Below are 25,084 nucleotides of genomic sequence, written 5' to 3'. Positions count from 1 at the left end.
CTTTCGCTCAGGCGGCCGAACCCGGCGCAGAGGCTGCGCTCCCCCACGCGCGCTCCCCTGCCCTTCGGACAGGTTCCCGCTGCCGGCGCCTGTTCTCTTCCGGCGTGCTGACCGTGGTGCTCAGCCGGTAGCCCTGCCCCGGAACGGTCTGCAGCTCCAGCCCATGGCGTCCGGCGCCCAGGCCGAGCTTGCGGCGCAGGCCGCACACGTTCGTGGAAAGCACCCCGGAGCCGCAGCGATGGCCACTGTCCCAGACCAGCGCGCGCAGTGCGTGGTGCGTCAGGACCTGATCGACGTTCCTGAACAGCACGATGGCCAGGTCGAACTCATTGGGCGTCAATTCGACCCGGATGCCGGCCACCTGCGCGCTGTCCGCGGACAGGTCGAAGCGGAACGCCTGCATCAATTCCAGCGCGCTGGTGAAGACCAGCGGCCAATGGCCGAGCCTGCGGATGGCCCGCCCCATCTGCTGTCGGGGCCGCAGTTCCGGGTCGATCACCGCAATGGTGGCGCACGCGGTCTCGCCCCACGTGATGGGCAGCCGCAGCGTGGAAGGGGTGGCGGTGTGGAGGGGGCAATGACTCTGCTTCAAGGATCACTCCAAAGGTGGATGGATGGATCGGATGGCGACATGAACGGCCTGCTGACGGTCACGGTGAGCGACACCGGCATCGGCATTGCGCCCTCGCAGCAGGTCACCCTCTTCGATGCCTATACGCAGGCCGACAGCACCACGACCCGGCGCTTCGGCGGCACCGGGCTGGGGCTGACCATCTGCAAGGAGCTGGTCGAATTGATGGGCGGCGAGATCCGGTTGACCAGCCGCCTTGGTGCGGGCACCTCGGTCGAGTTCGCCCTGCCGGTGAAGCTTGTATCGCCCCCACAAGAACTGTCCAAGGATGCCGCTGCGGCGCGTGGCAAGCCGCCTTTCGGTCCTGCGGCCACCGTGCTGGTCGTGGAGGACCATCCGGGCAACCAGTTCATCATCGCGGAGCAGTTGCGCATGCTGGGCTACGACGCCCGGATCGAAGCCGACGGCGCGGCGGCACTGGCCGCGCTCGCGCCACCGCATCCCTTTGCGCTCGTGCTCATGGACTGCCACATGCCCGGGATGAGCGGCTACGAAGCGACGCGCCGCCTCCGGGAGTGCGAGCGCGAGGCCGGTGCCGGCCATCTGCCCGTGATCGCGATCTCGGCCGCGACCGACTCGGCGCACCTCGACGAATGCATGGAAAGCGGGATGGACGGCGTGCTCAAGAAGCCGCTGCGGCTGGACGAACTGTCGAGCATGCTGCAGCTCTGGCTGGGCGGGGCGCCGTCGTCGCCGCAACGTGCCGACACGGCCTTGCCGCCGCAGTTTCACGAGGCCATGGCGGAAGACCTTGCGGCGCTGCGCCGGGCGTTCGCTGCGGGCGACACCGCGAGCGCGGCGCACCATGCGCACCGCATCAGGGGCGCGGCCCTGATGGTCGACGCTGCGGCCGTGGCAGCGCCCGCCGATGCGTTGGAGGAAATCGCCCGTGGCGAAACCGCTTCGGATCACATGCGCGTGGCGGACCTGCTGGACGAACTCCAGCTTGCGCTGTCGGCGCAGGCGGCGTTCTGAGCAGACGACGCCCTACGCTCCCGCCATCCGTTCCTTCATCAACCGCCGAAGAATCGCCAGCGCCGGCGCCTCGGTGCGCTGGCGCAAGGTCACCAGCCCGAAGCGCGCCGTGCCGCGCATCGGCGGCTCCATCCGCAACTCGACCAGGTCGGGTGCCGACTCGTGCACCGCGAGCAGCACCGTGTCGCTCTGGCGCACCACGTCGGCGATGCTGGGCAGTTCCTCGCACTGCAGGGTCACGCAGTTGGCAGGATGCGCCTGCGGGCCGTAGGTTTCGACCAACCCGCGCGCCACCTCGTCGCTCAACGGCGTCGAGGCGATCGGGTAGCGCTGCACCGCCTCGAAACTCACGCCCTTGCGCAGCCGTGTGAGCGGATGGCCGCGGCGGCACAGGAAGGCGCCACGCAGTTCGTACACGTGGGTCAGCACCAGGTCGGGCGCGGGCTTGAGCGCGCGCGCATCGACCACCAGCGCGTCCAGGCTGCGCTCGCGCAGCGCCTGCGCCAGCAGGTCGGTGCTGCCGCGTGCGATCACGGTGCGCACGGCCGGATGGTGCGTCGCCATGTGCAGCAGGAAGGGCGTCATCAGCAGCGCGCCCGGCCCCGAGCCCAGCCCGATGCGCACCGTGCCGCCCTCGCCTTCGCGCATCTGCCGGCCGCGGTCGCGCAGCGCCTCGGCCTCCGACACCAGCAGCCGCGCGCGCTCCAGCACCTCGCGCCCGAAGACCGTGAGCTCGTTGCGCCGGCCGATACGGTCGAACAGCGGCATGCCCAGCTCGTCCTCGAGCGCACGCACGCTGCGGCTGAGCGCGGGCTGCGTCAGGTGCAGCGCCTGCGCCGACTGGCTGAACGAGCCCGTGTGGGCCAGCGAAATCAGGTGCCTCAGTTGAACCAGCGTCATGGCGAAAACCTCGTTTTCAGGAATGCATTGGACTCATGCTAATGCAGCCAACAATGCATTGGACGTTGCGTCGGCCCGCTCCTAGCATTCCCCTGCATCCGGCCCCACGAGCCGGCACCACCCCAGGAGACATGACTTTGACGACGACTTCGCTCTTCCGATCCGCACTGCTGCTCGGCTGCGGGCTGATGCTGCTGGCCGCGGGCCCCGCCCGCGCCGACGGCTTTCCCGCCAAGCCCGTGAACCTGATGGTTCCCTACCCGGCCGGCGGCCCCTCGGACGCCACCGCGCGCATCTTCACCGTGCCGCTGGGCAAGGCACTGGGCCAGCAGGTGGTCGTGGAGAACCTGGGCGGCGTGAGCGGCGCCATGGCCGCGCAGAAGGTGCTGGCCGCGCCGGCCGACGGCTACTACCTCTTCCAGGGTTCGCCCAACGAGATCATCCTTGCGCCGCTGGCCAATGCGGCCGTGAAGCTCAAGGCCGAAGACTTCCGCATGGTGCACCCGGTGGCCGAGGCGGTGATGGTCTTCGTCGCCCGCAAGGACCTGCCGGCCAACAGCGTCGACGAACTCATTGCGCTGGCGCGCAAGTCGCCCGACAAGCCGCTGTCGTACGGCAGCGTGGGCATCGGCTCGCTCTACCACCTGATCCTCGAGAAGGTGCAGCTGGACACCGGCGTGAAGCTCATGCACGCGCCCTACAAGGGCAACGCGCCGCTGCTGCAGGACATCGGCGGCGGCCAGGTCGACTTTGCCGTGCTGGTCTACAGCGCCGCCATGGGCGCGCTGGCCGACCAGGGCCGGCTGAAGATCCTCGGCCAGCTCGGCGGGCAGCGCTCCGAGCTGCTGAAGAACGTGCCCACCGCCAGCGAAGGCAAGGAGCTGAAGAACGTCAACTACAAGACCTGGAGCGGCTTCTTCGTGCGCAAGAACACGCCCGAGGACGTGGTACAGAAGCTGCACCAGGCCGTCGGCGCGGCGCTGAAGGAAACGAGCGTGCGCGAGCAGCTCGCGGCCCAGACGCAGCTGGCCTCGCCGCAGACGACGCTGGCCGAATCGGCGAAGTTCTACGAAGCCGAGACCGCGCGCTACCGCGACATCGCCAAGTCCATCCGACTGGAACCCCAATGAGCACCACCGCCCTCCTGAACGACCTGCACGCCAGCGCCGACACCTTCATCGGCATCCGCCGCGACATCCACCAGCACCCCGAGCTCGGCTTCGACGAGCACCGCACCTCGGCGCTGGTGGCCGAAAAACTCGAAGCCTGGGGCTACACCGTCGAGCGCCACGTGGGCGGCACCGGCGTGGTGGGCCGGCTGGTGCGCGGCAACGGCACGCGCCGCCTCGGCCTGCGCGCCGACATGGACGCCCTGCCCATCGACGAAGCCACGGGCCTGGCCTACGCCAGCGAACACACGGGCGTGATGCATGCCTGCGGCCACGACGGCCACACGGCGATGCTGCTGGCGGCGGCGCAGCACCTGGCCGAGCGCGGGCGCTTCGACGGCACGCTGAACCTGATCTTCCAGCCCGCCGAGGAAGGCGGCGGCGGCGCGGTGCGCATGATCGACGACGGACTGTTCGAGCGCTACCCCTGCGACGCCATCTTCGCGATGCACAACATGCCCGGCATGGCGCAGGGCCGGCTGGCGATGCGCGAAGGCCCGGCCATGGCCTCGTCCGACTACGCCACCATCACGCTCACCGGCGTGGGCGGCCACGGCGCCATGCCGCACCGCGCGGCCGACCCCATCGTGGCCGCGGCCAGCATCGTGATGGCGCTGCAGAGCGTGGTCTCGCGCAACATCGACCCGCTGCAGATGGCGGTGGTCACGGTGGGCGCCATCCACGCGGGCAAGGCCAACAACGTGATCCCGCAGAGCGCCGTGCTCGAGCTGAGCGTGCGCGCCCTCGACCGCGAGGTGCGCAAGAAGATCGAAACCCGCATCAAGGCGCTGGTGGCCGCGCAGGCCGAGAGCTTCGGCGTGCAGGCACAGATCGACTGGCGGCCCGGCTACGCGGTGCTGGTCAACACGCCCGAAGAAACCGCCTTCGCGCGCACCGTCGCCGAAGAACTCGTGGGCCCGGCGCAGGTCACCTGGCAGACGCCGCCGCTGCCGGGCAGCGAAGACTTCGCCTTCATGCTGGAGCGCGTGCCCGGCTGCTACCTGCTCATCGGCAATGGCGACGGCGACGCGCACGGCGCCTGCATGGTCCACAACCCGGGCTACGACTTCAACGACAGCAACGTTGCGGTGGGTGGCGCCTACTGGGTGCTGCTGACCGAGCGCTTCCTGCGCGCCGCGGACTGAACGTTCAAGAAGACTGCCGCGCGAGCCATTCGCGCGGCGACACGCCCACCTTCTGCGCGAACAGGCGCGACAGCGCCGAAGCGTTGGCGTAGCCGAGGCCGTCGGCAATCGTCTTGACCGACGCGCCCGTGCGCAGCTCGGCCTGCGCGATCGTCAGGCGCCACTGCGCCAGGTAGTCGGCGGGCGTCGCGCCCACCACCGACTTGAAGCGCGCCGCGAACGCGCTGCGCGACATGCCGGCCTCGGTGGCCATCTGTTCGAGCGGCCACGGCTCGCCCGGTCGCTCGTGCAGCGCGACCAGCACGCGCGCCAGTTGCGGGTCGCCCAGGCCCGTCAGCAGGCCAGCGGGCACGCCGCTTTCCTGCGGATGGTCGAGCAGCCAGCGCAGCAGCTGGATCAGCACCACCTCGAACAGCCGGTCGGCCAGCAGCCGGTGCCCGCACAGCACGCGCCCGGTTTCCGCGAACAGCAATGCCAGCGAAGCTTCGAGGCCGCCGACCGCATGCAGCGGCAGCCGCACCAGCGGCGGCAAGGCGCGCACCAGCGGGTGCGCCTCGCCGCCGTCGAAGTCGACCGTGGCGCAGACGAAATCCGAACCTTCGGTGGGCGCGTTGTGGAAGTCGTGCGCCAGCGGGCGCGGATAGAACAGCAGGCTGGGCTCCTTCACGACCAGCTTGCGCGGCACGCCGGCCGAACGCACCGACGGCGCCGAATGCGTGACCACCATCTCGCCGCGCCGCATCACATGCAGGAAGCTGCGCCCCTCTTTCGCCGCGAAGTGCGTCACGCCGCACAGCGGCCCCGTGTGGAACAGGTGGGCGCGGACACGGAAACGCTCGAGCAGGGACGAGAGCCTGTCGATGGGCGGCGGCGGTGATGCGCTCGGCATTGGACGAAAAGGTATGTTGAATGGATGAAAGCGTTCAAATCATACGGATTGCGGGAAGACACTGCTTGCATCGTCATCACCGAAAGGAAGTCTTCATGCCCCGCGTCAACCTCGTCACCGACACCGCCGCCACCGGCGACGCCCAGGTCTTGCTCTCCCAAATCCACGGTGCCTTCGGCGCCACGCCCAACATGTTCCGCGCCGTCGCCAACTCGCCCGCGGCGCTGCGCAGCCTGTGGGGATCGTTCGGCGCGCTCGGCGGCGGCGTCATTCCGGCGCAGCTCGGCGAGCAGATCGCCGTGGCCGTCGCCGACCGCAACGCTTGCCACTACTGCCTCGCGGCCCACACCGCGCTGGGCCGCAAGGCGGGCGTGTCGGCCGCCGACATGGCGGCCGCGCAGGCCGGCGAATCGGCCGACCCGCGCACCGCGGCGGCGCTGCGCTTTGCGCTCAAGCTCGTCGATGCGCGCGGCCAGGTGAGCGACACCGACGTGCAGACCCTGCGCGCCGTGGGCTTCGACGACCGGCACATCGTCGAGATCCTGGCCCACGTCGCGCTGAACCTGTTCACCAACTACGTGAACGTGGCGTTCCAGGTGCCGGTGGATTTCCCGCAGGTGAAGCTGCGCACCGAGGCAGCCTGACATGGCCTGGCCGCGCCCCGAGGCACCCGAGCTGCAGGTCGCGCAGTGGCTCAACACCGACGCGCCCATCACGCTCGCGTCGCTGCGCGGCCGGGTCGTGGTGCTGCACGCATTCCAGATGCTGTGCCCGGCCTGCGTGTCGCACGCCTTGCCGCAGGCGAAGAAGACTCAGAAACTGTTCGCCGCGAAAGACGTCGCGGTGATCGGCCTGCACTCGGTGTTCGAGCACCACGACGTCATGACGCCCGCCGCGCTCGACGCCTTCGTGCGCGAGTACCGGCTGGGCTTTCCCATCGGCATCGACCAGCCCTCGCCCACCGGCGGCATTCCCGCCACGATGCGCGACTACCAGTGGCAAGGCACGCCGAGCACGGTGCTGATCGACCGGCAGGGCCGCCTGCGGCTGAGCCACTTCGGGCTGCTCGACGACATGGCGCTGGGCGCCGCCATCGGGCAGCTTGCGGCCGAAGAGGCGCCCGCGCATCTCATCGCGCAGCCTGCGTACGAGGCGTCGCCAGACGGCCCCTGCGACGACACCGCCTGCCGCGCCTGAAAGAAGAAAGGACACTCACCGCATGCCATGCATCGCCCTGCAACACCTCGCCTTCGAAGACCTCGGGCGCTTTGCCAGCGTGCTCACCCGGGCTGGCCACGCCATCGACTACCGGCAGGCGGGCCCGTCCGCGCTCAGCGCCGACGAATGGCGCCACGCCGACCTCGTCGTGGTGCTCGGCGGCCCCATCGGGGCGTACGACACGGCGACCTACCCCTGGCTCGCCGAAGCAATCGCCGGCCTGCGCGAACGGCTGGCGCTGCAGCGGCCCACGCTGGGCCTGTGCCTGGGCGCGCAGCTCATGGCCCGTGCGCTCGGCGCGCGCGTGTACCCGTCGGGGCACACGGAGATCGGCTTGGCGCCGGTCGACCTGAGCGCGGCGGGCCGGGCCTCGTGCCTCGCGGCGCTGGACGGCGAGCCCGTGCTGCACTGGCACGGCGACACCTTCGACCTGCCGCCCGGCGCCGAACTGCTCGCAAGCACCGCACGCACGCCGCACCAGGCCTTCCGCCACGGCCGCCATGCGCTGGCGCTGCAGTTCCACCCCGAGGCCGACCCCGCACGCATCGAACCCTGGCTCATCGGGCACCACCACGAACTGGTCGCGGCCGGCATCGACATCCCCGCGCTGCGCGCCCGCAGCGCCGAGCTGGCCGACCTGCGCTCCGATGCCGCGACGCGCATGCTGACGGCATGGCTGGACCAGCTCGCATGACGCAGCCCACCCTGCCCATCGACGCGCTGTTGGTCGGCCCCGTGGCCCTGCTGCCCGACGGCCGCACACGCAGCGGCATCCGCAAGACGCCCACGGCCGATGCGCTGTGGCTGTCGCCCACCGGTCTGCAAGGCGATGCGCAGGCCGACCTGCGCATCCACGGCGGTGTCGAGAAGGCCGTGCACCACTACCCGCGCGAGCACTACGCCGGCTGGGCGGCGGGCGGCCAGCGCACCGAACAGCTGGCGCACGCGGGCGCCTTCGGCGAGAACATCTCGACCACGGGCTGGAACGAATCGACCGTGTGCATCGGCGACGTCGTGCAGCTCGGCGACGCGCGGGTGCAGCTGTCGCAGGGTCGGCAGCCCTGCTGGAAGCTCGACGCCCACTTCGGCAGGCCCGGCATGGCGCGCGAGATGCAGGCGCGCGGCTGCACGGGCTGGTACTACCGCGTGCTCGAACCCGGCTGGGTGCGGGCCGGCGCCCTGGCCACGCGCGTGGAACGCCCGCACCCGGACTGGCCGCTGTCGCGCCTCATCGCGCTGCTGTTCTCGCGCGACGCGCGCTTCGCCCCCGAATGGGAACAGGCCGCCGCCCTGCCCGCCCTGGCCGAGCGCTGGCGCGCCACCTTTCGCAAGCGGGTGGATGCGGGGCGCGTCGAAGACTGGGGGCCGCGCCTGCGCGCACCGCAGGCCTGACGCAGTTTAGAACGCCGACACGCGCCGGAACGACCGCGGCGCCGAGTCGTTGCCCGCCGACACCGCCAGCAGCAGCTCCACCCCGGTGGCCGGCGCGCGCGCCGGCGCCACGCCCGGCAGGCGGCGCCAGCCCAGGCCGGGTTCCCAGGCGCGCAGCTGGAAGGTGGCGACACCGTCGAGCACCGCCACCCGGTCCGCAGGCTCGGGCGCCTGCAGCGGAAACACGGCCGACACGGGCCCCGCCGCGCGGTAGAGCACATCGCCGCGCACCCACCATTGCACGCGCTGCCACTGCCCGGGCGCGGCCGGTGCGGTGCGCACGATCTCGACCACGAACGGCGCGCCGTTCGGCTGGCGCGCCTGCATCGCCACCGGCAGCAGCGGCGCGGCGGCCGAAGGATTCGCCGATGCAGCCGCCGGCGCCGGCAGCTCGGTGGTCGCGCGCAAGGCCACGTCGCGCTCGAACTGGTCCAGCACGCGCAGCAGCCGGGCCACGCGCTCGGTGCGGTCTTCGAGCTGGTCGTTCGCGCGGCTCACGCTGTCCAGGCCGCGCCAGGACATCACAGCGAGCACGGCCATGAGCGCGATGGCGATCATCACCTCGACCAGCGTGAAGCCGCGCTGCATCGGCCTCATGGCGGTGCGCTGCGCGTGTGCAGCGTGGCCAGCAGCCGGTCTTCGTCGTCGGCCGCGTAGACCTGCACGCGCACGGGCCGCAAGCCATCGACCACGGTCCCCACCTCCAGCCGGCAGACGAAGCGGATGCCGCCCTGCGGGCAGTCGCTGCGCGACACGCCCGGCGTGGTGGGCGCGCCGCCCAGCTGCAGTTCCGCCAGCTGGTTGCCCGCCGACAGCATCGCCAGCGACTGCCGCTCCAGCAGGCCGAGGTTGCCGATGGTGAGGCTCGAGGCGCGCACGATCGCGGCCAGCGCGATGCTCACGATGGTGAGCGCAATCAAGATTTCGATCAGCGTGAAGCCGCGGTTCTTAGCGCACATGAAACGCCCCGGACGCATCCCGCGTCACCGTCACCGTGGCCGCACCATGCCGCAGTTCGCGCTGCCAGCTCGCGCCCACAGGCTCCGACGTGAGCACGACCGGCCCGGCCGGCACGACCTCGACCGGCCCCACGCGCCAGCCGCGCGGACGCAGCTCGTCGTCCGCCGCGAAGGTGTCGAGCGCGCCGAGCGTGGTCACCTGCGGGATCGCGCTGCCGCCGCGCTGCACCCAGGTGCCGCGCGCAAAGCGGTAGCCCTCGGCATCGGCCTGCCAGGCGATCGTGCGGCCGTCCACGCGCACCTCGTTCTGCGCCACGGCCAGGTGCCGCGCCAACTCGCGCGCGTCGCGCCGCAGTTCCTGCGCGGGGTCGGGCGCGATGCCCAGGCTGATCGCGGCGGTGGCGATGCCGACGATGACCAGCACGATCATGAGTTCGATCAACGAGAAGCCGCCCTCCCCGCCTGCGCGTGGTCGCATGCCGCTCGTCATCCCGTTGTGGAAACACGCCATGCGGCCGATGCTAGGCAGGCTGCGTGATGCCGCGATGAAACGCAGCGCTGACACGAAACCCCAACGCCCGCGTGATAGACACAGGGGGTGCCCGCCGCCCTCGCGGCCCGCTGACCGCCCCTCACCATGCGCCCCTTCACGCCACCTTCCGCCCGCCTTCTCGTTCATGCCGCGGGCCTGTCGCTGGTCGTGGCCGGTGTCGTGACCTGGGGCCGGCTGCTCACACCTTCTGCCCCGCAAGTGCGAACCGCGCCCGCGCAAGCCGCTGTCGCCGATCCCACGGCCGATGCGCTCGCCGCCTGGTTCGGGCCCGGCGAGGTCCGCGCGAACATCGCGGTCAAGGGGTTGATCAAGGGCGCGGGCCAGGCCGGTGTGGCCGTGCTGTCGGTGAACGACGGCGCGCTGCAGTCCTACCGGGTCGGCGATGCGCTGGGCCGCGCGCTCACGCTCGCGGGCATCGAGGCCGACGCGGTGACGGTCGACAAGGCCGGCACTTCGCTGCGCATCGCCGCGCCGGTGCTGCCCACGGCGCCCGGCATCGTGCGCGCCGCGCCCTGAACCTTTGCGGCGCTCAGGGCGCCGTTTCGCGCGGGCGCGCATCCGGCGCCGAGGCCCAGTTCGACAGCGCGTGCAGCAGCCCGCGGTTGACGCGGAAGTCGCCGTCGCCCGACTCCGGCAGGAAGGCGCCCGACAGCGCCCGTGTCACCACGCGCACCGCACGCGGATCGCCGCCGAAGGCTTCGAGCTCGCGCGCGAAGGCCGCGCGCGCGGGCAGCTCGTCGGCAAAGCGCTCGAAGCCCACGAACCAGCGAAAGAGCATGTTGTAGGCCAAGCTCTCGTGCACCTTCTGCGCGTCCTCGAGCGAATAGATGATCTGCAGCATCAAGCTCTTGAACAGCGTCGCGGCATCGACCGTGCCGCCGTGCTGACGCTCCAGCTCGGCCAGCAGCGTGCGTTCGCAGCGCAGCGTGTCTTCCACCTGGTCGCGCAGCGCCACCAGCGGATGGCTCTGCGGCACCAGCGCGCGCAGGTTGTCGGCCTGCACCCAGGCCTGGTGGCTCACGATCCAGACCCAGGGCGAGCCGTAGCGGTTGACCGCCACCGGGCCTTCGCGCGCGCGCTCGACGATCTTCGAGAGCCGGGCGTCGAGCTCCTGCATGGTGACCCGCAACGGCGACATCCACTTCATCTCGTTCGCTCCCTTCACGTTGCCGCGCCGTCGCGGCGCAATTCGGCCAGCGCCTGCCGCAGCGTGGTGTCGACCCGCCGCGCCGTCGTGCCCTGGCGCCGGGCCACCTCCTGGCGCGACATCTCGTGCCAGCGCAGCGCCAGCAGCACCGAACGATGGCGCTGCGGCAGGCGCGCCATGGCGCGGTCGACGGCGGCGACGTCCGAGCGCGCCTGCGCGATCTGCGCCGGACCGGGGCGCGGGTCGGCCATCGCCTCGAGGTCGGCGCCTTCCGCGCTCACGCCCTGCCAGCGCTTGCGTGCGCGGATGCGGTCCATCGCGAGGTTGGACGCCACGCGGTACACGTAGGCGTCGGGGTTGGCGGGCACCTCCTGCAGCGTGCATTCGCCCAGCCGCAGCCAGGCCTCGTGCAGGCATTCGCTGGCCAGGTCCGCGCAGCCGAGCTGCCGTTCGAGGCGCCGGTGCAGCGGCGCGTACTGCGCCACGAGGTGCTGCTGCAGCTGGACACCCGGCGTCGGCGCCGCCACCGGCCGTGGGGCCGGACGCAGCGCGGGCAGCGCAACCCGGTCGTCGATCAGGCGCCAGACCGAAGGCCGCATCGAGGAGAACCGGTCCGGGGCGCGTCGCAAGGCGTGAGGATGGGGAGTCATGGTCGGTTTCGCTGAGCGCCCGCCGCGCCGCCCCCGGACTCTCCGGTGGCGGCAGCGGCCAGGCCTGGGACAACAAGGGAAGGAACACGGGCGCCCGTCGGCCGGGGCGCGGGCTCGACGGGGCGTTCAGCGTTGCAGGTTGGCGCGCTCCTCGTCCGTCAGTTGCCGGCTCATCGTCGGCGGCAGGCTGCCACCGCCGCCGAGCACGCGGATCACGCTGCGCGGGTTGTAGCTGGCGGCGGTCGTGGCGGCCTTGGCGCTGTCGGCCGGCGCCTGTGCACCGTTGCTTCCGGTTCCACTGACCGGCTCGTTGCCGAAGCCCAGCACGCGCACCGTGAACACCGACGGCAGCGCCTGGCGCGCCGCCGCGCGTTCGCGCTGCATCACGTCCTGCGCCGCCATGTTGGCCTGCGAGGCCGCGGCGCTGGCGTTGGTCAGCGCGCCCACGTTCACCGAGGCCACCACCGGCAGGCCGGCCGATTCGCCCTTGACCTGGATGTTGGCGGCGTTTACCACCTGCAGCGCGGCCACGTTGACGTTGCCCGACACGCGGATGCCCGCCTCGCCCGCGTCGATGGTGCCCAACGGCGCGATCAGGTCGACGTCGCCCGGCGGCACTTCGGCGATGGGCGCCAGCGTCGCGATGCCCGCGCCCGAGCTCGGGGCCTGCGGCGACACCTCGACGTTGCCGACGTTGTCGTACACCCGCTTGGGCGGCGTGAACACCACCGTGGTCTTGGCGCCGCGCCCGGCGTTGATGTCGCCCTTCTCCGACCACGCGAGGATGTCGCCGCCGAAGGTGGTCATGATGCGCGACAGCCCGAGCAGCAGGCTGCCCTCGCTGAAGAAGCGGATGTTGCCCTGCCCCTGCGTCAGCACGCCCGAGGTGGCCGGCGGCACCGCGCCCTGCACGCCCAGGATGATGCTGCCGCCCGGCGCGAGCATGTCGATGTCGCCGCCGAACTGGGTGCGCACGCCCGAGCCGCCGAACATGGTGATGTCGCCGTCGAGCGCCGCGCGCATCGGGAACAGCGTGGCGATCATCTCGCGCCCGCGCAGGTAGCTGCCCTGGCGCGGACCGTCCGCGTCGTTGTACTCGCGCCCGCCTTCGCGCAGCTCGGCGTAGTACACCTCGCGCAAGAAGATGCGCTGCTGCGCCGGGGCCAATGCGTCGAAGTACGCGAGCGCATGCGCGGTGGTGTCGGCGTCGAAGCCGTAGCGCGCCTTCAGCCAGGCGGCCAGTTCCACCTCGTAGGTCTTCGCGGCCTTGCCCGGCTGTTGCGCCAGCGGCGTGCCGGTTTCGGCGCGGTTCGAGGGGTCGAGGTAGCGCGCGCGGACCGGCGCCATGTCCAGCCCCTGCGTCGCCGCTTGCGCGCCCACGCCGGCCATGAGCGCCACCGAGGCGCCGGGCCGCGTGTCGTCGGGCACGATGGGGCCGATCGAGGTGATGCCGCCGCGGTCTTCCTGCCGCAGGTGCCGGCCCGCCGAGACCTCGAGCGTGCCGGGGCCGGCGATGTCGACGTTGGCATAGAGGATGTCGCGGCCGGCGGAGATCACCGAGACGTCGGAGGGCTGCTGGTGGACGATGAGGTTGCCGCGTGAGGCTGTGCTCTGGAGCTCGCTCGGACGCTCCACCCAGAACGTGCCCGGCGCATCGCCGGTGTTGACGATGTCCCGGCCGGCCTTGATCCAGATCGGGCCCGCGGCGTGGTACCAGGTCGCGCTGCCGTCGGGCAGGGTCAGCGTCTCGCCGGTGCGCAGGCCGACGATGTCGCCGCTGGCCGCATAGAAGCGAACGGGCGGCGCAGCGGCGTCACGGGCCAGCGGCTGCGCTGCCGTGTTCGGGCCGAAAGCGAACAGCGAAGGCCCGAAGAACTGGGAGCCGGAAATGGCCGTCCCCGTGGGCGAGGCGTTGGTGACGAACTGCTTCACCCCCTGCGCGTCGAACTCGGCAAAAAACGCCGGATTGAACGGCGTCGGCAGCGGCGTGCCGGTGCCCGACATGCCCATGCCGAGTTGGCCCGCGTAGATCGAACCGCCCGACAGCATCTCGAATTCGCCGCGTGCGGAAGGCGCCAGGGTCAGCCCGTAGCTCAGTGCCACAGGGTAGTACCGTGCTTGCGGCAGCGCCGCATAGCCGGCGTAGATGTTCCCCGTCAACGCGGCGGCGTGAAAGATGCCCGGATAGACGATCCATGCGTCGGGTGAAGTCGTCTTCAGTGTCGAGTCGGCGCTGTCCCGGCGTGCCATCACGGGCGTCAGGTGCCCACCCGCCGACAGCAGGTCGATCGCGCTGCGATCGCTCCACAGGCTGAACCAGCCCTGCCCGCCTCCGTCGTAGCCGGTGCCGCCGACGCTGAAGGCCGAAGTGTTCGGCGTCGGAACGCGCCCGGGGTCGGCCGCGGCACCGAGCACCAGGTCGCCGCGCGTGCTCAGGCGCATCGTCGCGTCGCCCGGCAGCAGATTGATGCCACCGCGCGCGTCGGCGAAGGTCGGGTTGAAGGGATCGATGGCGCGTGTGTCGATCGGGTCGCTCAGGTTGAAGTTGCTCGACAGGTATTGCAGGCCCAGGCTGCCGATCGACGCCGCGCGCACGTCGGTGCTGCCGCGCAGGTTGGCGATGGCGCCGGTCAGCACGAGGTTCTCCGCGGCCCCGTTGAGCGCGCGGTGCGGGTTCAGGGCGCCGGCCACGCGCATGTCGATGTCGCCGCCGCCTGTGAGGGTCAGCGCACCGTCCGCGCCGACGCGGCCGGTGCTCGCCACGGCAAGCACGAGCCCGCCGCTGCTGGGTCTGTCCTGCGAGTTCACCAGTGGCTGCGGCGTGCGCGGTGCGATGGCCCCTGCATCTCCAGCGACACGCACGCTCAGGTTGCCGCCGCCCAGCGTGCCGAAACCGGTGAAGCCGGCCAGCGTCGGCGGTGTGAACGTGCCGGGCATGGCGATGCCGCCGACGTAGGCGCCGAAGTTGATCCACCATGCGCTCGGGATCGGGCTGTCGATGCCCGCCGTGCCCGAGCCTTGCCGCCAGAGCCAGTTGCCAGCCAGCACGCTCGAGCGTTCTTCGGAGACGATGTGACCCACGAGATCGCCGCCGGCTGCGATCAGCAGGTTGCCGCCCTGGTCGGGGTACCACGCGCGGTAGGCCGAGAGCGCGCCGTTGTAGTCGGTCAGCGGCGACTGCGGCCCCAGCAGGCCGTCGGCGCCGCTGCCGCGTGGGCGGTTGTGGCCCGCCTCGGTCGCGGTGGCCGTGCCGGCCGTGTACACGCCGAAGGGCGAACGCATCCGCAGGTCGCCGGCTGCCAGCAACTCGAGGTCGCCGGTGCCGGTGCGCAGCACGCTGAAGGCGGGCGTGTTCGGCGCGCCGACAGCCCGTTCCTGGCCACCGCCGGGCACGCAGAGGCCGGGGCCGATGTCGCACCACCACAGGTCGTCGGGCTCGACCGGTGTGCCGGGCGGGCGACCCAGCCAGTTGCCCGGGGCCCAGACCAGCGGACCGTTGCCGGGACCCATTTCGATCGTGAATTTCAGCACGCTGTGTGCGTCGGCCAGCTGCAATGCCGCGCGCGAATCCGGTCGCGTTGCCCGGCGGTCGGCCGCGCCGAGGTCGGCGCCCGCCACCAGCTGCAGGTCCCACGAGGTGGCGCCTTCACCCAGCATCGGGGCGATCGCCCAGTTGCGCCCCTGCACGCCATCGGCCGTGGGCCGCAGTTGCACCGGCGTGTTGCCGGGCAGTTCCAGCGAGGTGTTCGACGGAATCAGCGCACCGCGCGCGAGTTGCAGCGGGCCGGCCATGGTCATCTCCACCGGCAGCTCCACGCCCTTGGGCCAGGTCAGTGCGCCCACCGAGGCCGGCGAGCGCAGCGCGGTGCCGGCGCCCAGCCGCGTCTGGGGCGGCAGCGTCACGGCCGTGGCCAGCACCGAGCCGGCGGCATGGGCCAGCGAACCGTCGGGGCGGTAGATGTTGGCCGCGACCACGGTGCCGGCCGGCAGGCTCCACGGCGCTTGCAGCACCGCGTCCACGGGCAGCACCGTGCCGGCGGGCAGCGTGGTGGGGTTCACGGCCACGCTGTAGTTGAGGGTGGCGCCCGCGGGGAAGCGGGTGCCGGTGTCGAGCGTCACGCCGTCGATGGGCACGACGACGGCGCCGCCGGCGTAACGCCCTTCGGCGAGCATCCAGCCCACATCGTCCGGCGTGGCCGGCGGTGGCGCGAAGCCGTCGTTGATGCTGCCATGCACGTTGAGTGCGCCGGCCGCGCGGATCACCAGCTTGCCGGGCTCGCCGAAGCCGCGCCGCGCCGGATCGCCGCGGTGGGCCGCGGGGCCGTAGCGGTAGCCCGAGAGGTCGAGGTCGCCGTCCACCGTGAGGTCGCCGTTCGGGTTGTTCAGCCGGTCGCTCACGATCTCCACGCCCGGGCGCAGGTGGTAGCTGCCCAGGCCTGCGAGGCGTGCCGACAGCGAGGCATTGACCAGCGCCTTGTCGATGAAGGCGACGCTGTGGCCGTCGATCTCGTCGAGGAATTTCTGCGTGATCAGTTGGGGCCTGTGGCCCGTCACGTCGGGCGTCGGCGCCAGCGGCGCGTCGTCGTAGGTGCGGAAGGCATTCACTGCGACGGTCTTCGCGCCCGTGATGACCGGCGTGCCCTCGACCGCCACGGCCACGTCGTCCGCGCCGAGGCGCGGCGCATTGAGGTCGAGCGTGCCGCGCGCGCGGCCGTCGTTCTGCCCGGCGCGGGTGCCCACCGGCACGTCGGTGCCGGCGCGCAGGTCGATGCGTGCGCCACTGCCCAGCGTGAGCGTGCCGTCACGGCTCGTGAGGTCGACCGCGGCGCGGTTCGGGCTGTCGATGATGCGGCCCGCGCTGTCCACGCGCAGGCCCGTGCCGTGCGCGTCGAGCGTGCCGTTCACGCGCAGGTCGCCCGCCGCGGCCAGCCGGATGGTGCCGACCTGCACGCCGCTCGCGTCGATGCGCCCGTCCACGCGCAGGCTGCCGCCGTCCAGCGCGATGGACACCTCGCGCGCCTTCACGCCGTCGCCCACCACGAGGTCGCCCTGCTTGATCTGGAAGCGCCGCGCGCCGAACACGCCGCCGTCGTTGAGCCGCTGGTTCAGGCCCGCGAAGTCGGACAGGGTCCGGGCGCGCACGGTCAGCTCGCCTGCGTCGTAGGGCACCAGGGTGCCGCCCGCGTCGTAGCTGCCGCTGGTGGCGCCGCGCAGCGCGCCGTCCAGCGCGACATGGCCGGCGCCCTCGCCCAGCGCCACGGCCTCGATCGTGCCGCCGCGCTGGCGGCGCGCCGACACATCGATGAGGCCGCCCGCCGCCTGCGTGATGTGGCCGGCCGCGCTGGTCATCAGCAGCTCGCCGCCGGCGCTGTCCTTCGCCACGTCGAACAGCGTCACGGTGCGACCCGACAGGTCGATGCGCGAGGCCGTGCCGAGCGTGACGTTGTCGGTCGCCACCAGCACCAGCCGGCCGGAGGGCAGCACGATGCTGCCCTCCAGCCCGACGCGCTTCCCCCTGAGTTCCAGTGTCGCGCCCAGCGCGTCGCTCGTGCCCGGTGCCACGCCTTCGGGCACGGCCACGGTGATGTCGCCGCCCGCGGTGATCCGCATCGTCGAGGCCGCCTGCCCCGTGAGCACCGGCGCCACCACCGCGAGGTTGCCGCCTTCGTAGGCATAGCCCTCGCCCGGCGTGTAGGCGCCCTGGCGCTGGTGCACCGCGAGCGTGCCGCGACCGCTCGAAGTGACACGCTCGCTGGCGTTCAGCTTCACGTCGGCAAAGCCCAGCGCCAGGCGCGCATCGGTGGCCTGGCCGCTGGGCTGTGCATACGGGCCGTGGCCCAGCACGATGGTGCGGGCGCCGATCTCGAGCGTGCCTGCGCCTAGCAGGTCGGCCATGGCCGCGCCGGGCACGGCGTCGGAGCCGGACCAGACGAACTCGCCCGCCCGGATCGCGGCCACATCACCCGCCGCGCCGTAGCCGTGGATCGCCGGCGTGCCGAACACCAGCCGGTCGAGGCCGCTGGCGTCGAGCTTCACGGCGCCGAAGATGTTCACGGCGTCGCGCGCGTTGAGGATCAGGGTCTCCAGCGCCGGCGCACCGATGGCCGTGTTGCCCGCCAGCAGGCGGTCCAGCCGCGCCTGGTTCAGCGCCAAGCCCAGCGGCAGGCGGCCGTTGGCACCTGCCGCCGCAATGGCGGCGTCCTCGCCGAGGTTGACCGCCGCCACCGCGAGCGACAGGTTGCGCGTGCCGTAGGACACGTTGTCGGCCAGCGTCAGCGCACCGTTCGTGGCGATGGCCAGCGTGCCCTCGGACACCAGCTGCGTGGTGCCGCTGCACGAGCTCGTCACGCACTGGCCGACGTGGATGCCGACGGAATACGGCACATCGGGCGACGACGCGCCCAACTGCAAGTTCAACCAGCCGTTCGACAACGCAAGCACCGAGGTGCCCGTGAACACATAGCCCGCGCTCGAGTCGAAACCCGAGGCCTTCTGGCCCAGGGTGCTGAGCGAGGCGCCTTCCTCGATGACGATCTGCTGCTCGCCCACGAAGCCGGGACTGCTCGCCAGCACGATGTCGCCCGCCGACAGGCGCGCGCCGCTGCGCACCACCAGGCTGCCGTCGCCGCCGATCGTGGCCAGTCGTCCTTTCTGGCCGTACTCGACGAAGATGCCGCCATTGAGCACCAACCGTGGTGCATGCAGCTTGCTGAGTTCGTCGGCCTGCACCGACGCACCGGCCAGGCCGGTGGCGGCCGTCTGCCCCGCCGCCAGCACCTCGCCCAGGCCGCGCACGTTCACCGTGCCGCCGAAGCCGTCGGTGCCGGGCGCCGCATCCAGGCGCACCTGGCCGTCGAAGGTGAAACCCAGGCGGTTCGTGTCGGTGTCGGTGGGCTTGGCCAGGAAGATGTCCAGCGTCTTCGCATCGACCGTGAGCATCCCGCGCGCAAAACCCTGGCGCGCCGCGTCCGCGCGCATGAACGTGTTGTAGTCGGTCTCGCGGTAGCTCGAATGCGCACGGACCTGCGTACCGGGCGTGAGCACCAGGCGGTTCGGCAGCGCCTCGCGGATTGCGGTGTGGGCCACGCCCAGGTAGCCGGGCGCGACATACGAGCCGTTGCCCACGCCGGTCACGCCCGAAAGGCCGATGCGGTCGCCCGCGCCGACCTCGACGCGGAAGGCGCCGGGGAGCAGCGCATAGGTCGAGGGCATCAGCGTGTAGGTGCCGGCCGGCAGGCCCGGCACGCCGGCCGGAAGGGTGACCTGCTGCCCCACCCCCGGTGCGCCGAAGCCGGGCTCGGGCGCCACGGGCGCATAGCGGGCCGCGCTGCCGGGCACGATGGCATACACGCCGCTGCGGCGGTCGCTGTAGCCGTTGAAGGGGTTCGCGTTCGCGAGCGGCGTGGCCAGCACGTCGACCGAGCCGCCCCGACCGGTGGCGAAGCCCGCGCCCGACAGCGTGCCGCCACCCGACAGGTCGAGCAGCGAAGCGGCCTGCGCGTCGACATGGCGGGCGTTGAAGCCGATGCCGCGCCGGACGGCCGCAGAGCCTTCCATTCCGCCCGCGCCGACCGGCGTCACGGACTGTCCGCCGTAGCGATAACTCAGGCCGTCGACCGTGCCGCCATAGGGCATCTGCAGTCCCGCACCGCTCACCGAGGTTTCGCTGCCCGCCAGCAGCGTCACCCGCTCAGCCACCTCGCCTGTGAAGCTGGAGCCCAGTTGAAGGCGTCCCAGCGGGGCACGCAGGATGCCCCCCTGCTCGATGGTCTCGGCGCCGAGCCGCAGGCTGCCGAACGCCGAGTACGGCGTCGCGACCTCGCCGTCACCGTGGCGGCGGATCGCCAGCACGCTGCCCTCGGCGTAGCGCGGCGTCTCGCCGGAAGCCGGGTCCCGTGGCATCACGCCTGCCAGGATCCGGGCACTGGCATCCGTGGCCGGGTACACCTGCGCGGCGGTCAATGCCAGGTTGCCGGCGGTTGCCAGCTCCGTCGTGATGTCGGTGAGCCCCTCGCTCCCCATGCCGCCCAGAAGACGGATGTCGCCGCGGCTCGTGAGTTCGACGGCTGCGAATCCGCGCCGGTCCATCGCGTAGTTCGAGGTGCGCAACTCGACTGTCGCTCGTGCACCGAAGCCAACGCGGTCGCGCACGTCGATCAGGTCGCCGGCGACCGCGAAGGTGCCGTCGGGCACCTGCGTGGACGGTCCTTGCGCCCAGCCGGCCTCGGGCATGGTCGAGTCATCGGGGACCTTCGGCCTGCGCACCCCCGCCAGCCGGACATAAGGCGCACTCAGCGACACCGAAGACCCTGCCGCCGCTGCGTCGCTGTGCGCGTACGAAGCCGCGTACAGGCGCAGGCTCTGTCCCAGGTTCAGTGCGACGTTGCCATCGAAGCTCAACGGACCATGAACCAGCAGCGAGAGGTTGTCGAAGCCTCCGGCCTCGATGCGATCGACACCGATCCGGCCCGTGCCCGTGCGCAGGAGTTGTCGTGCGTCGAAGCGCGAAGTCGCCGCCACGAGCGGGCTGTCGCCCTGCGTCTGGGCCAGCACCATTTCGCGATGACGCAGGAGTTCGCCTGTCGTGAGCACGGTCGGGTAGATCGCCGACTCGAGCGCCAGCGCCAGCGTGCCGCCCGCGGCGCCCGTCCCCCCGGCGGCCGCGCGCAGCGTGCCGTCCAGGTACAGGCCCTGGCTCGACGAGAGGACGATGGTGCCGCCGTTGCTCGCCACCGGCACCGGCGAGGTCATGCCGCGCGGCCCGCCCGCGCCCGGATCGAGGTCGGCACGCGTGCCCGACGCATCGAGCAGCGCGCCCGGGCGAATGACGACGAAGGCTTCGGGCGCCTGGGTCAGCCCGGTCTGCTCCCAATCGAATGCGCCACCGATGCGGATCGTGCCGCCGTCGGGCACTTGCCCGTAGGCCCGCCCGAAGTTGTCGTAGGCCACCGCGGCCCGCGCCGAGGCGTCGAGCATGGCGCGCTCGCCGATCCACACCAGCCCGGGTTGGCCCGGACTGCCCGCCTGCCCACTGCCGGGCAATCCGCTGCCCTCCACGCTGATGGTGCCGCCCGGCGCGCGCAGCAGGCCGTCGACCGTGATCTCCCGGCCGCGCAGGCCGATGGACTGACCCGCATCGACCGTGATCTCCGCACCCGGGCGCACATCGACCGGCGCCCGCGACACCGTGGCCACGCCGTTGTCCACGAGCGCCTGCAACTGCAGGCTCGCGCCGCCGCGCTGCGTGAGCACGCCGCGCACCGGGTCTTCGGTCCACAGCGGCGGCATCCACAACGCGAGTGCGCGCTCGGGCTCGCTGCCGCCTGCGACGGTCTTCGCATCGGGCGCAAAGCGGTAGACCGGCATGCGCACATCGAGCTTCGCGCCATCGGCCACGACCAGCCCGAGGTGTCCGTTGATGTCGTAGCGCGAGAAGCCTGACCGGAGGATGCCGCTGTCGATGCCGATCTGCGCGAGGGCCGTGACGGGCCGGTTGAACACGGTGCCGGCCGCCACCCGGGTGCCGCTCGCAATGGTGAAGTCGGCAGGGGCTACCTGGCCTGCGTGGACAGTCGTCGGTTGGGCCGTGATGCTCAACCCGTTCGGGAAGACCGCAGCGGGAACGACGAAAGAGATAGGAAACTCCTCGACGCTGGACATCCACACGATCCTCGCACCCGCAGGCACCGTGACAGGCTCCTGGCCTTCGTCCGTGCCCCAGGAGCGAAAGGTCGTCGACGCGCCATTCACGATGGCCGTGATCGCATAACTGCCTCGCGTACTCTTCGGACGAGGCAACGTCCAATCCGCTGCGATGGTGACGGCTTTCTCGCCATCATCGAAGAACGGCGACGATCCCAGCGTTTCTCCCGGAAGCGCCCGTGTGCGCTGGTAGTGGTAATCAACCGGCAGGATGCTGCCCGCCTTCACCTGGTAGTCCTCCAGCAGGATCAGGTCGGTGGCCGCGCGCTCGCCGAGCGCTTCGCCGCCGATCACCACCCCCGTGCCCGACGCCATCCGCAAGGTGCCGCCACCGCTCACGCCGTAGCCCCGGATGTCGCCATCCGCATGCAGCAGGCCGTGGGTCGCCACCGAGGTGTTGCTGTCCGCCAGCAGGTCCACATCGCCGCCGCGCCCACCGCGGGTCTTGCCGTTGGCCAGCACCGCGCCGCCCGACGACACATCGATCAGCGAACCTGCGGCCAGGTCGATCGCGCCCGTGGTGCGGATGCGCACCGCGCCGCCGTCGAGGTACGGCAGGCCGCTGCTGCCCGACGGGTCCATCTGCAGGTTGCTCCACAGCCCGCGCGCATCGAGCATCACGCCGGGCGCGACACGCACGCCGATGGCCTCGGGCGGCGTGCCCTCGGCCAGCGGCACGCTGACCTCGCCCGGTCCCCCCACGTTGGTGGCGCTGCGCACCACGTTGCCCAACATGATCTGGCCGCCGCGCGCCGTCAGGTCGCCGCGCACCGCCACCGTCGTCGCGTGCAGCGCGATGCGCCCGCCCGGTGCCACGCCCAGCGCGCCGTCCACCGCGATCTCCTTGCCGGCCACGGCCACGAGCGCGCCCAGGCCGAAGCCGCTGAGCTGCCGGCTGTCCAGGCGCAGCGCCTCCTTGTCGGCGGCGGGCAGCGGGTCGCCGGCCCCGAGCCTGGCCGTGTCGGCGCCCGCCCCACCGTCCGCGAACACGATGCGATCGAGCGTCGGCACCAGCTGGCGGAAGATGCCCACCGCGCCCTTCGCGGGGTCGTCGTTGAAGCCGAGGATCTGGTCGTTGCCGAGCGTGAGTTGGCCCGCGCGGGCCGCCGTAGCGTGCGACTGCGCGTAGCCGTCGAGTGCCGCGTCGCTCTTCGTGCCCTGCCCCGGCCCCTGGTAGGCAGTGGCCGTGATGTCGCCGCGCAGCACCGCCGCGCCCGTCGCCACTTCGAGGCGGCCCGCGTCGCGGCCCACCGTGTAGCCGTTTTCGAGCCGCAGCTGCGGGCCGATCAGCGGGTTGTAGAAGTAGCCCGTGGTCTTGTCGCCCCAGCGCTTGTGTTCGTCCTCGAAGCCCTTGTAGACGCCGGTGTAGACGATGTCGGCCGGCGCGCTCGACGCCTCGTACAGCCGCCCGTCGCGGCCCTTGAGCCAGCTCTGGCGGATGACGCCGGTCTGCACGTCCAGCGTGCCGCCCGAGAGGTTGATGTTCGAGCCTGCCTGCGTCACCACTTCAGCGCCCGTGAAGACCACGTGGCCGCCCTGCGCCGCCCATTCGCCGATGCCGTGGCCCTGCAGGCCCAGGTAGCCGCCCACCTCCAGCAGGCCGCCCGCCGTGTACCAGCGCTCGCCGTCGTAGCCGCCGGTGCCCGCGGCCACGCGCGTGAGCTTGCGCCGGTCGATCCACACGTTGCTGTTGTTGAGCATCGTGGTGTCGCGGTTGAGCGGTGCGTCGCGCTGCTCGTTGCCCTGGATGTTGATCTCGACGTTGTTCGAGGCCATGGCCACCCGCACGCCCACGGCGCCCGACACGTCGAGCCGTGCACCGTCGGCCACGGTGCTGCGCCCGCCCTGGCGGCCCGCGCTCACCGCGATCTGGCCGCCGGTGGCGAGCGTGGTCGACGCGCCTTCGAACAGCACGCCGCCGCCCGAGACGATCTCGATGCGCGACAGGTCGCGCCGGTCGTTGAGTTGCGAAAGGTTGTCGAACGCGCCCAATGCGGCGCCCCGGCGCAGCACGTCCTGCCTGGCCGACTCGTTGATGAGTGCGCTGCGCTGGCTGTCGAGCGCCGTGCGGCCGTCCTGTGTGTCGAGCAGCACCGCGTTCAGCGCGCGCCCGGTGACGGTGACACTGCTCTTCGCATCGGCGGCCGATGCCAGCAGATGGATCGTGCCGCGCGTGTCGACCGTGGTCGTGGCCAGCGCCACGCCGTCCTGCACCACCTTTCGGCCGGCCAGCGTGATGTCGCCCTCGGGCGCGCGCAGCAGGCCGGTGTTGCTCACCTGCCCCGCCGTGCTGTCGGGCAGGAACTGCGGCGCCACCTCGTTGCCGCGCGTGGTCGAGAAGGTGTTCTCGGCCGTGCCCTGCCCCGGGCGCACGATGAAGAAGTCGCCCGCGGCAAGCTGCGCCTGCCCGCGCGGCGTGGTGACGGTGCCGGCGTTGTGCACCTCCTTGCCCATCAGCAGCACGTAGCCGCCGCCCTGTGTCACCGAGGCCGGCGTGCGCGTGGTGAGCTGCGCGCCCGCCTCGACCTTCACCGCGCCCTGTGCATCGGTGAAGCTTGGCGCGTAGCCTTCGCCCGCGCGGGCGCTGTGGATGCCGCGTGCCTTGAACTGGTCGTCGCTGATGTGCGCGGCGGCCGCCACCAGGTTGCGCGTGTCGGTCTGGCTGGTGCCGCTGAACACCACACCGTTGCGGTTGGCGATGAGCACCGTGCCGTCGGCCTTGATCCGGCCCTGGATCTGCGAGGGCCGCGCCTTCGGGTCGTTCACGCGGTTGAGCGCGGCCCAGTCGGCCTGCTGGCGGAACTCGACCGTGGTGTTGCGACCGACGTTGAAGGTCTCCCAGTTCAGCACCGCACGGTCGCCGGTCTGCTGGATCGCCACGTGCGTGCGGCCGTCGGCCGACGGCGTCTGCTCGGGCCTGTTGGCGTTGTGCCAGCCGGCCGTGAGGCTGTTCGTGTCGACCGCGAGGCCGCCTTCGGTGAGACCGTCGGGCACCGACGACGGTGTGTTGCGCGCGGCCTCGCGCGCCGCCGCCTGGGCGGCCTGCTGCGCCGCGATAGCCTGTGCCGCGAGGTTCAGGTTGCTGATCGAACGCTGCAACTGCGCATTCGCCTGCTGCTGTTGCAGCCCCGGGTTCGTGAGGCTCGACGCCGGCATGCCGTTCGGCAGGCGCCCGCTCTGGACGGCGCCGGCCTGCGCCGCGCCCTTGTCGGCGAACCAGGCGGGGCTGAACGCCTGCCGCGCCTGGGCCACGCCCAGCGCACCCGCGGTGGCCAGTGCCACGGTCAGCGCACGCGCCAGCGGCGTGAGGCGCAGCTCGCCCTCGGTCGAAACGGCGCGTCGGCGCGAAGAATGGGCGTGCGGATTCAGGACCATGATGAGCGGGAGCGGAACGGCGCGAAGGGAGAAACGGTGGGGTCGAACGCCGCCCGGGAACCCGGACGGCGCGCGGACACATGGATGTCGTTCGCCGCGCGGGCGATCGACGGGAATCGAGGGGCAGGCAACGGCCGGGTCTGGCAGGCCGCGGGCAACAGCAACTGCCACAGCGCGAAGGCGTCGCGCCAGGCCCGCGCATGCGCCGCGCTGCGTGCACACCAGCCCGCAAGCGCCTGCGCCTCGGCCTCGCTGCCATGCAGGCGGTTCAGGCGCACGACCCAGGCCAGCGCTTCGTCGCTCAGGCGGGTGTCATGAGGCGTCGGTTGCATACCCCATG

At 71.8% G+C, this 25,084-nt stretch carries 18 protein-coding genes; 8 read left to right on the top strand and 10 right to left on the bottom strand.

Features of this window, described 5'->3' with window-relative positions:
* Window positions 1-7: 7 nt before the first annotated feature.
* On the bottom strand, window positions 8-592 hold the full coding sequence (locus tag AC07O4_RS14205; RefSeq protein ID WP_495304877.1) for a winged helix-turn-helix domain-containing protein: 585 nt from the start codon (window positions 590-592) through the stop codon (window positions 8-10).
* Window positions 593-631: 39 nt separating this feature from the next.
* Between AC07O4_RS14205 and AC07O4_RS14200 the strand changes: the two genes are divergently transcribed.
* Window positions 632-1,606, top strand: a complete 975-nt coding sequence (locus tag AC07O4_RS14200; RefSeq protein ID WP_495304876.1) for an ATP-binding response regulator — start codon at window positions 632-634, stop codon at window positions 1,604-1,606.
* A gap of 12 nt (window positions 1,607-1,618) precedes the next feature.
* On the opposite strand, the gene AC07O4_RS14195 is transcribed toward AC07O4_RS14200, so the two are convergent.
* Window positions 1,619-2,506, bottom strand: coding sequence for a LysR family transcriptional regulator (locus AC07O4_RS14195; RefSeq protein ID WP_095745258.1), 888 nt, complete (start codon window positions 2,504-2,506; stop codon window positions 1,619-1,621).
* Window positions 2,507-2,637: 131 nt separating this feature from the next.
* Between AC07O4_RS14195 and AC07O4_RS14190 the strand changes: the two genes are divergently transcribed.
* On the top strand, window positions 2,638-3,636 hold the full coding sequence (locus tag AC07O4_RS14190) for a tripartite tricarboxylate transporter substrate binding protein (protein WP_095947658.1): 999 nt from the start codon (window positions 2,638-2,640) through the stop codon (window positions 3,634-3,636).
* Window positions 3,633-4,820: a M20 aminoacylase family protein gene (locus AC07O4_RS14185; protein ID WP_495304875.1), complete on the top strand. Its 1,188-nt coding sequence runs from the start codon at window positions 3,633-3,635 to the stop codon at window positions 4,818-4,820. Before AC07O4_RS14190 ends, AC07O4_RS14185 begins: the two co-directional genes overlap by 4 nt.
* Before the next feature lie 4 nt (window positions 4,821-4,824).
* Here AC07O4_RS14185 and AC07O4_RS14180 read toward each other — a convergent pair whose 3' ends face one another.
* Window positions 4,825-5,709 carry an AraC family transcriptional regulator gene (locus AC07O4_RS14180; RefSeq protein ID WP_495304874.1) on the bottom strand — a complete coding sequence of 295 codons (885 nt, stop codon included), beginning with the start codon at window positions 5,707-5,709 and terminating at the stop codon, window positions 4,825-4,827.
* A gap of 95 nt (window positions 5,710-5,804) precedes the next feature.
* Between AC07O4_RS14180 and AC07O4_RS14175 the strand changes: the two genes are divergently transcribed.
* From AC07O4_RS14175 to AC07O4_RS14160, 4 genes are read left to right on the top strand one after another with little or no spacing between them, the layout of a single operon-like run.
* Window positions 5,805-6,353 carry a carboxymuconolactone decarboxylase family protein gene (locus tag AC07O4_RS14175; protein ID WP_495304873.1) on the top strand — a complete coding sequence of 183 codons (549 nt, stop codon included), beginning with the start codon at window positions 5,805-5,807 and terminating at the stop codon, window positions 6,351-6,353.
* 1 nt (window position 6,354) lies between these two features.
* Entirely contained in the window at window positions 6,355-6,906 is a 552-nt protein-coding gene (locus AC07O4_RS14170) for a redoxin family protein (RefSeq protein ID WP_495304872.1), read from the top strand.
* Between the two features lie 22 nt (window positions 6,907-6,928).
* Window positions 6,929-7,621 (top strand): glutamine amidotransferase, encoded by a 693-nt coding sequence (locus tag AC07O4_RS14165; protein ID WP_495304871.1) that lies wholly within the window; start codon window positions 6,929-6,931, stop codon window positions 7,619-7,621.
* Window positions 7,618-8,319 (top strand): MOSC domain-containing protein, encoded by a 702-nt coding sequence (locus AC07O4_RS14160; RefSeq protein WP_495304870.1) that lies wholly within the window; start codon window positions 7,618-7,620, stop codon window positions 8,317-8,319. Before AC07O4_RS14165 ends, AC07O4_RS14160 begins: the two co-directional genes overlap by 4 nt.
* A 6-nt stretch (window positions 8,320-8,325) precedes the next feature.
* Here AC07O4_RS14160 and AC07O4_RS14155 read toward each other — a convergent pair whose 3' ends face one another.
* Genes AC07O4_RS14155 through AC07O4_RS14145 form a run of 3 tightly spaced genes read right to left on the bottom strand, consistent with a single transcriptional unit; the run spans window position 8,326 to window position 9,795 of the window.
* Window positions 8,326-8,955 (bottom strand): type II secretion system protein GspJ, encoded by a 630-nt coding sequence (locus AC07O4_RS14155; protein ID WP_495304869.1) that lies wholly within the window; start codon window positions 8,953-8,955, stop codon window positions 8,326-8,328.
* Complete coding sequence (gene gspI / locus AC07O4_RS14150) at window positions 8,952-9,317, bottom strand: type II secretion system minor pseudopilin GspI (protein ID WP_495304868.1); 366 nt, start codon at window positions 9,315-9,317, stop codon at window positions 8,952-8,954. The genes AC07O4_RS14155 and gspI overlap by 4 nt, the downstream gene beginning before the upstream one ends.
* The gene (locus AC07O4_RS14145) at window positions 9,307-9,795 is read right to left on the bottom strand and encodes a prepilin-type N-terminal cleavage/methylation domain-containing protein (protein ID WP_495304867.1); all 489 of its coding nucleotides are present in this window, start codon (window positions 9,793-9,795) and stop codon (window positions 9,307-9,309) included. The genes gspI and AC07O4_RS14145 overlap by 11 nt, the downstream gene beginning before the upstream one ends.
* Before the next feature lie 159 nt (window positions 9,796-9,954).
* Here AC07O4_RS14145 and AC07O4_RS14140 point away from each other — a divergent pair, with 159 nt between their 5' ends.
* Window positions 9,955-10,386: a type II secretion system protein N gene (locus AC07O4_RS14140; protein ID WP_495304866.1), complete on the top strand. Its 432-nt coding sequence runs from the start codon at window positions 9,955-9,957 to the stop codon at window positions 10,384-10,386.
* A gap of 13 nt (window positions 10,387-10,399) precedes the next feature.
* Here AC07O4_RS14140 and AC07O4_RS14135 read toward each other — a convergent pair whose 3' ends face one another.
* The 4 genes from AC07O4_RS14135 to AC07O4_RS14120 form a co-directional block, all read right to left on the bottom strand.
* Window positions 10,400-11,035, bottom strand: coding sequence for a transposase (locus AC07O4_RS14135; RefSeq protein WP_447743976.1), 636 nt, complete (start codon window positions 11,033-11,035; stop codon window positions 10,400-10,402).
* Complete coding sequence (locus AC07O4_RS14130) at window positions 11,032-11,667, bottom strand: RNA polymerase sigma factor (protein WP_495304865.1); 636 nt, start codon at window positions 11,665-11,667, stop codon at window positions 11,032-11,034. Before AC07O4_RS14130 ends, AC07O4_RS14135 begins: the two co-directional genes overlap by 4 nt.
* 126 nt (window positions 11,668-11,793) lie before the next feature.
* A complete protein-coding gene (locus AC07O4_RS14125; protein WP_495304864.1) occupies window positions 11,794-24,744 on the bottom strand; it encodes a putative filamentous hemagglutinin family protein in 12,951 nt (4,316 codons plus the stop codon).
* Window positions 24,735-25,076: a FecR/PupR family sigma factor regulator gene (locus AC07O4_RS14120; RefSeq protein ID WP_495304863.1), complete on the bottom strand. Its 342-nt coding sequence runs from the start codon at window positions 25,074-25,076 to the stop codon at window positions 24,735-24,737. The genes AC07O4_RS14125 and AC07O4_RS14120 overlap by 10 nt, the downstream gene beginning before the upstream one ends.
* Window positions 25,077-25,084 lie beyond the last annotated feature (8 nt).

The organism is Variovorax sp. GW821-FHT09D04, from assembly GCF_059416405.1.
The sequence above is the reverse complement of the archived record's forward strand: the minus strand, read 5'-3'. Positions and strand labels throughout refer to the sequence as shown.

Coding starts and splice junctions, on each gene's coding strand:
- AC07O4_RS14200 (WP_495304876.1), top strand. CDS start 632: ATGAACGGCCTGCTGACGGTCACGGTGAGCGACACCGGCATCGGCATT.
- AC07O4_RS14195 (WP_095745258.1), bottom strand. CDS start 2,506: ATGACGCTGGTTCAACTGAGGCACCTGATTTCGCTGGCCCACACGGGC.
- AC07O4_RS14190 (WP_095947658.1), top strand. CDS start 2,638: ATGACTTTGACGACGACTTCGCTCTTCCGATCCGCACTGCTGCTCGGC.
- AC07O4_RS14185 (WP_495304875.1), top strand. CDS start 3,633: ATGAGCACCACCGCCCTCCTGAACGACCTGCACGCCAGCGCCGACACC.
- AC07O4_RS14180 (WP_495304874.1), bottom strand. CDS start 5,709: ATGCCGAGCGCATCACCGCCGCCGCCCATCGACAGGCTCTCGTCCCTG.
- AC07O4_RS14175 (WP_495304873.1), top strand. CDS start 5,805: ATGCCCCGCGTCAACCTCGTCACCGACACCGCCGCCACCGGCGACGCC.
- AC07O4_RS14170 (WP_495304872.1), top strand. CDS start 6,355: ATGGCCTGGCCGCGCCCCGAGGCACCCGAGCTGCAGGTCGCGCAGTGG.
- AC07O4_RS14165 (WP_495304871.1), top strand. CDS start 6,929: ATGCCATGCATCGCCCTGCAACACCTCGCCTTCGAAGACCTCGGGCGC.
- AC07O4_RS14160 (WP_495304870.1), top strand. CDS start 7,618: ATGACGCAGCCCACCCTGCCCATCGACGCGCTGTTGGTCGGCCCCGTG.
- AC07O4_RS14155 (WP_495304869.1), bottom strand. CDS start 8,955: ATGAGGCCGATGCAGCGCGGCTTCACGCTGGTCGAGGTGATGATCGCC.
- gspI (WP_495304868.1), bottom strand. CDS start 9,317: ATGTGCGCTAAGAACCGCGGCTTCACGCTGATCGAAATCTTGATTGCG.
- AC07O4_RS14145 (WP_495304867.1), bottom strand. CDS start 9,795: ATGCGACCACGCGCAGGCGGGGAGGGCGGCTTCTCGTTGATCGAACTC.
- AC07O4_RS14140 (WP_495304866.1), top strand. CDS start 9,955: ATGCGCCCCTTCACGCCACCTTCCGCCCGCCTTCTCGTTCATGCCGCG.
- AC07O4_RS14130 (WP_495304865.1), bottom strand. CDS start 11,667: ATGACTCCCCATCCTCACGCCTTGCGACGCGCCCCGGACCGGTTCTCC.
- AC07O4_RS14125 (WP_495304864.1), bottom strand. CDS start 24,744: ATGGTCCTGAATCCGCACGCCCATTCTTCGCGCCGACGCGCCGTTTCG.
- AC07O4_RS14120 (WP_495304863.1), bottom strand. CDS start 25,076: ATGCAACCGACGCCTCATGACACCCGCCTGAGCGACGAAGCGCTGGCC.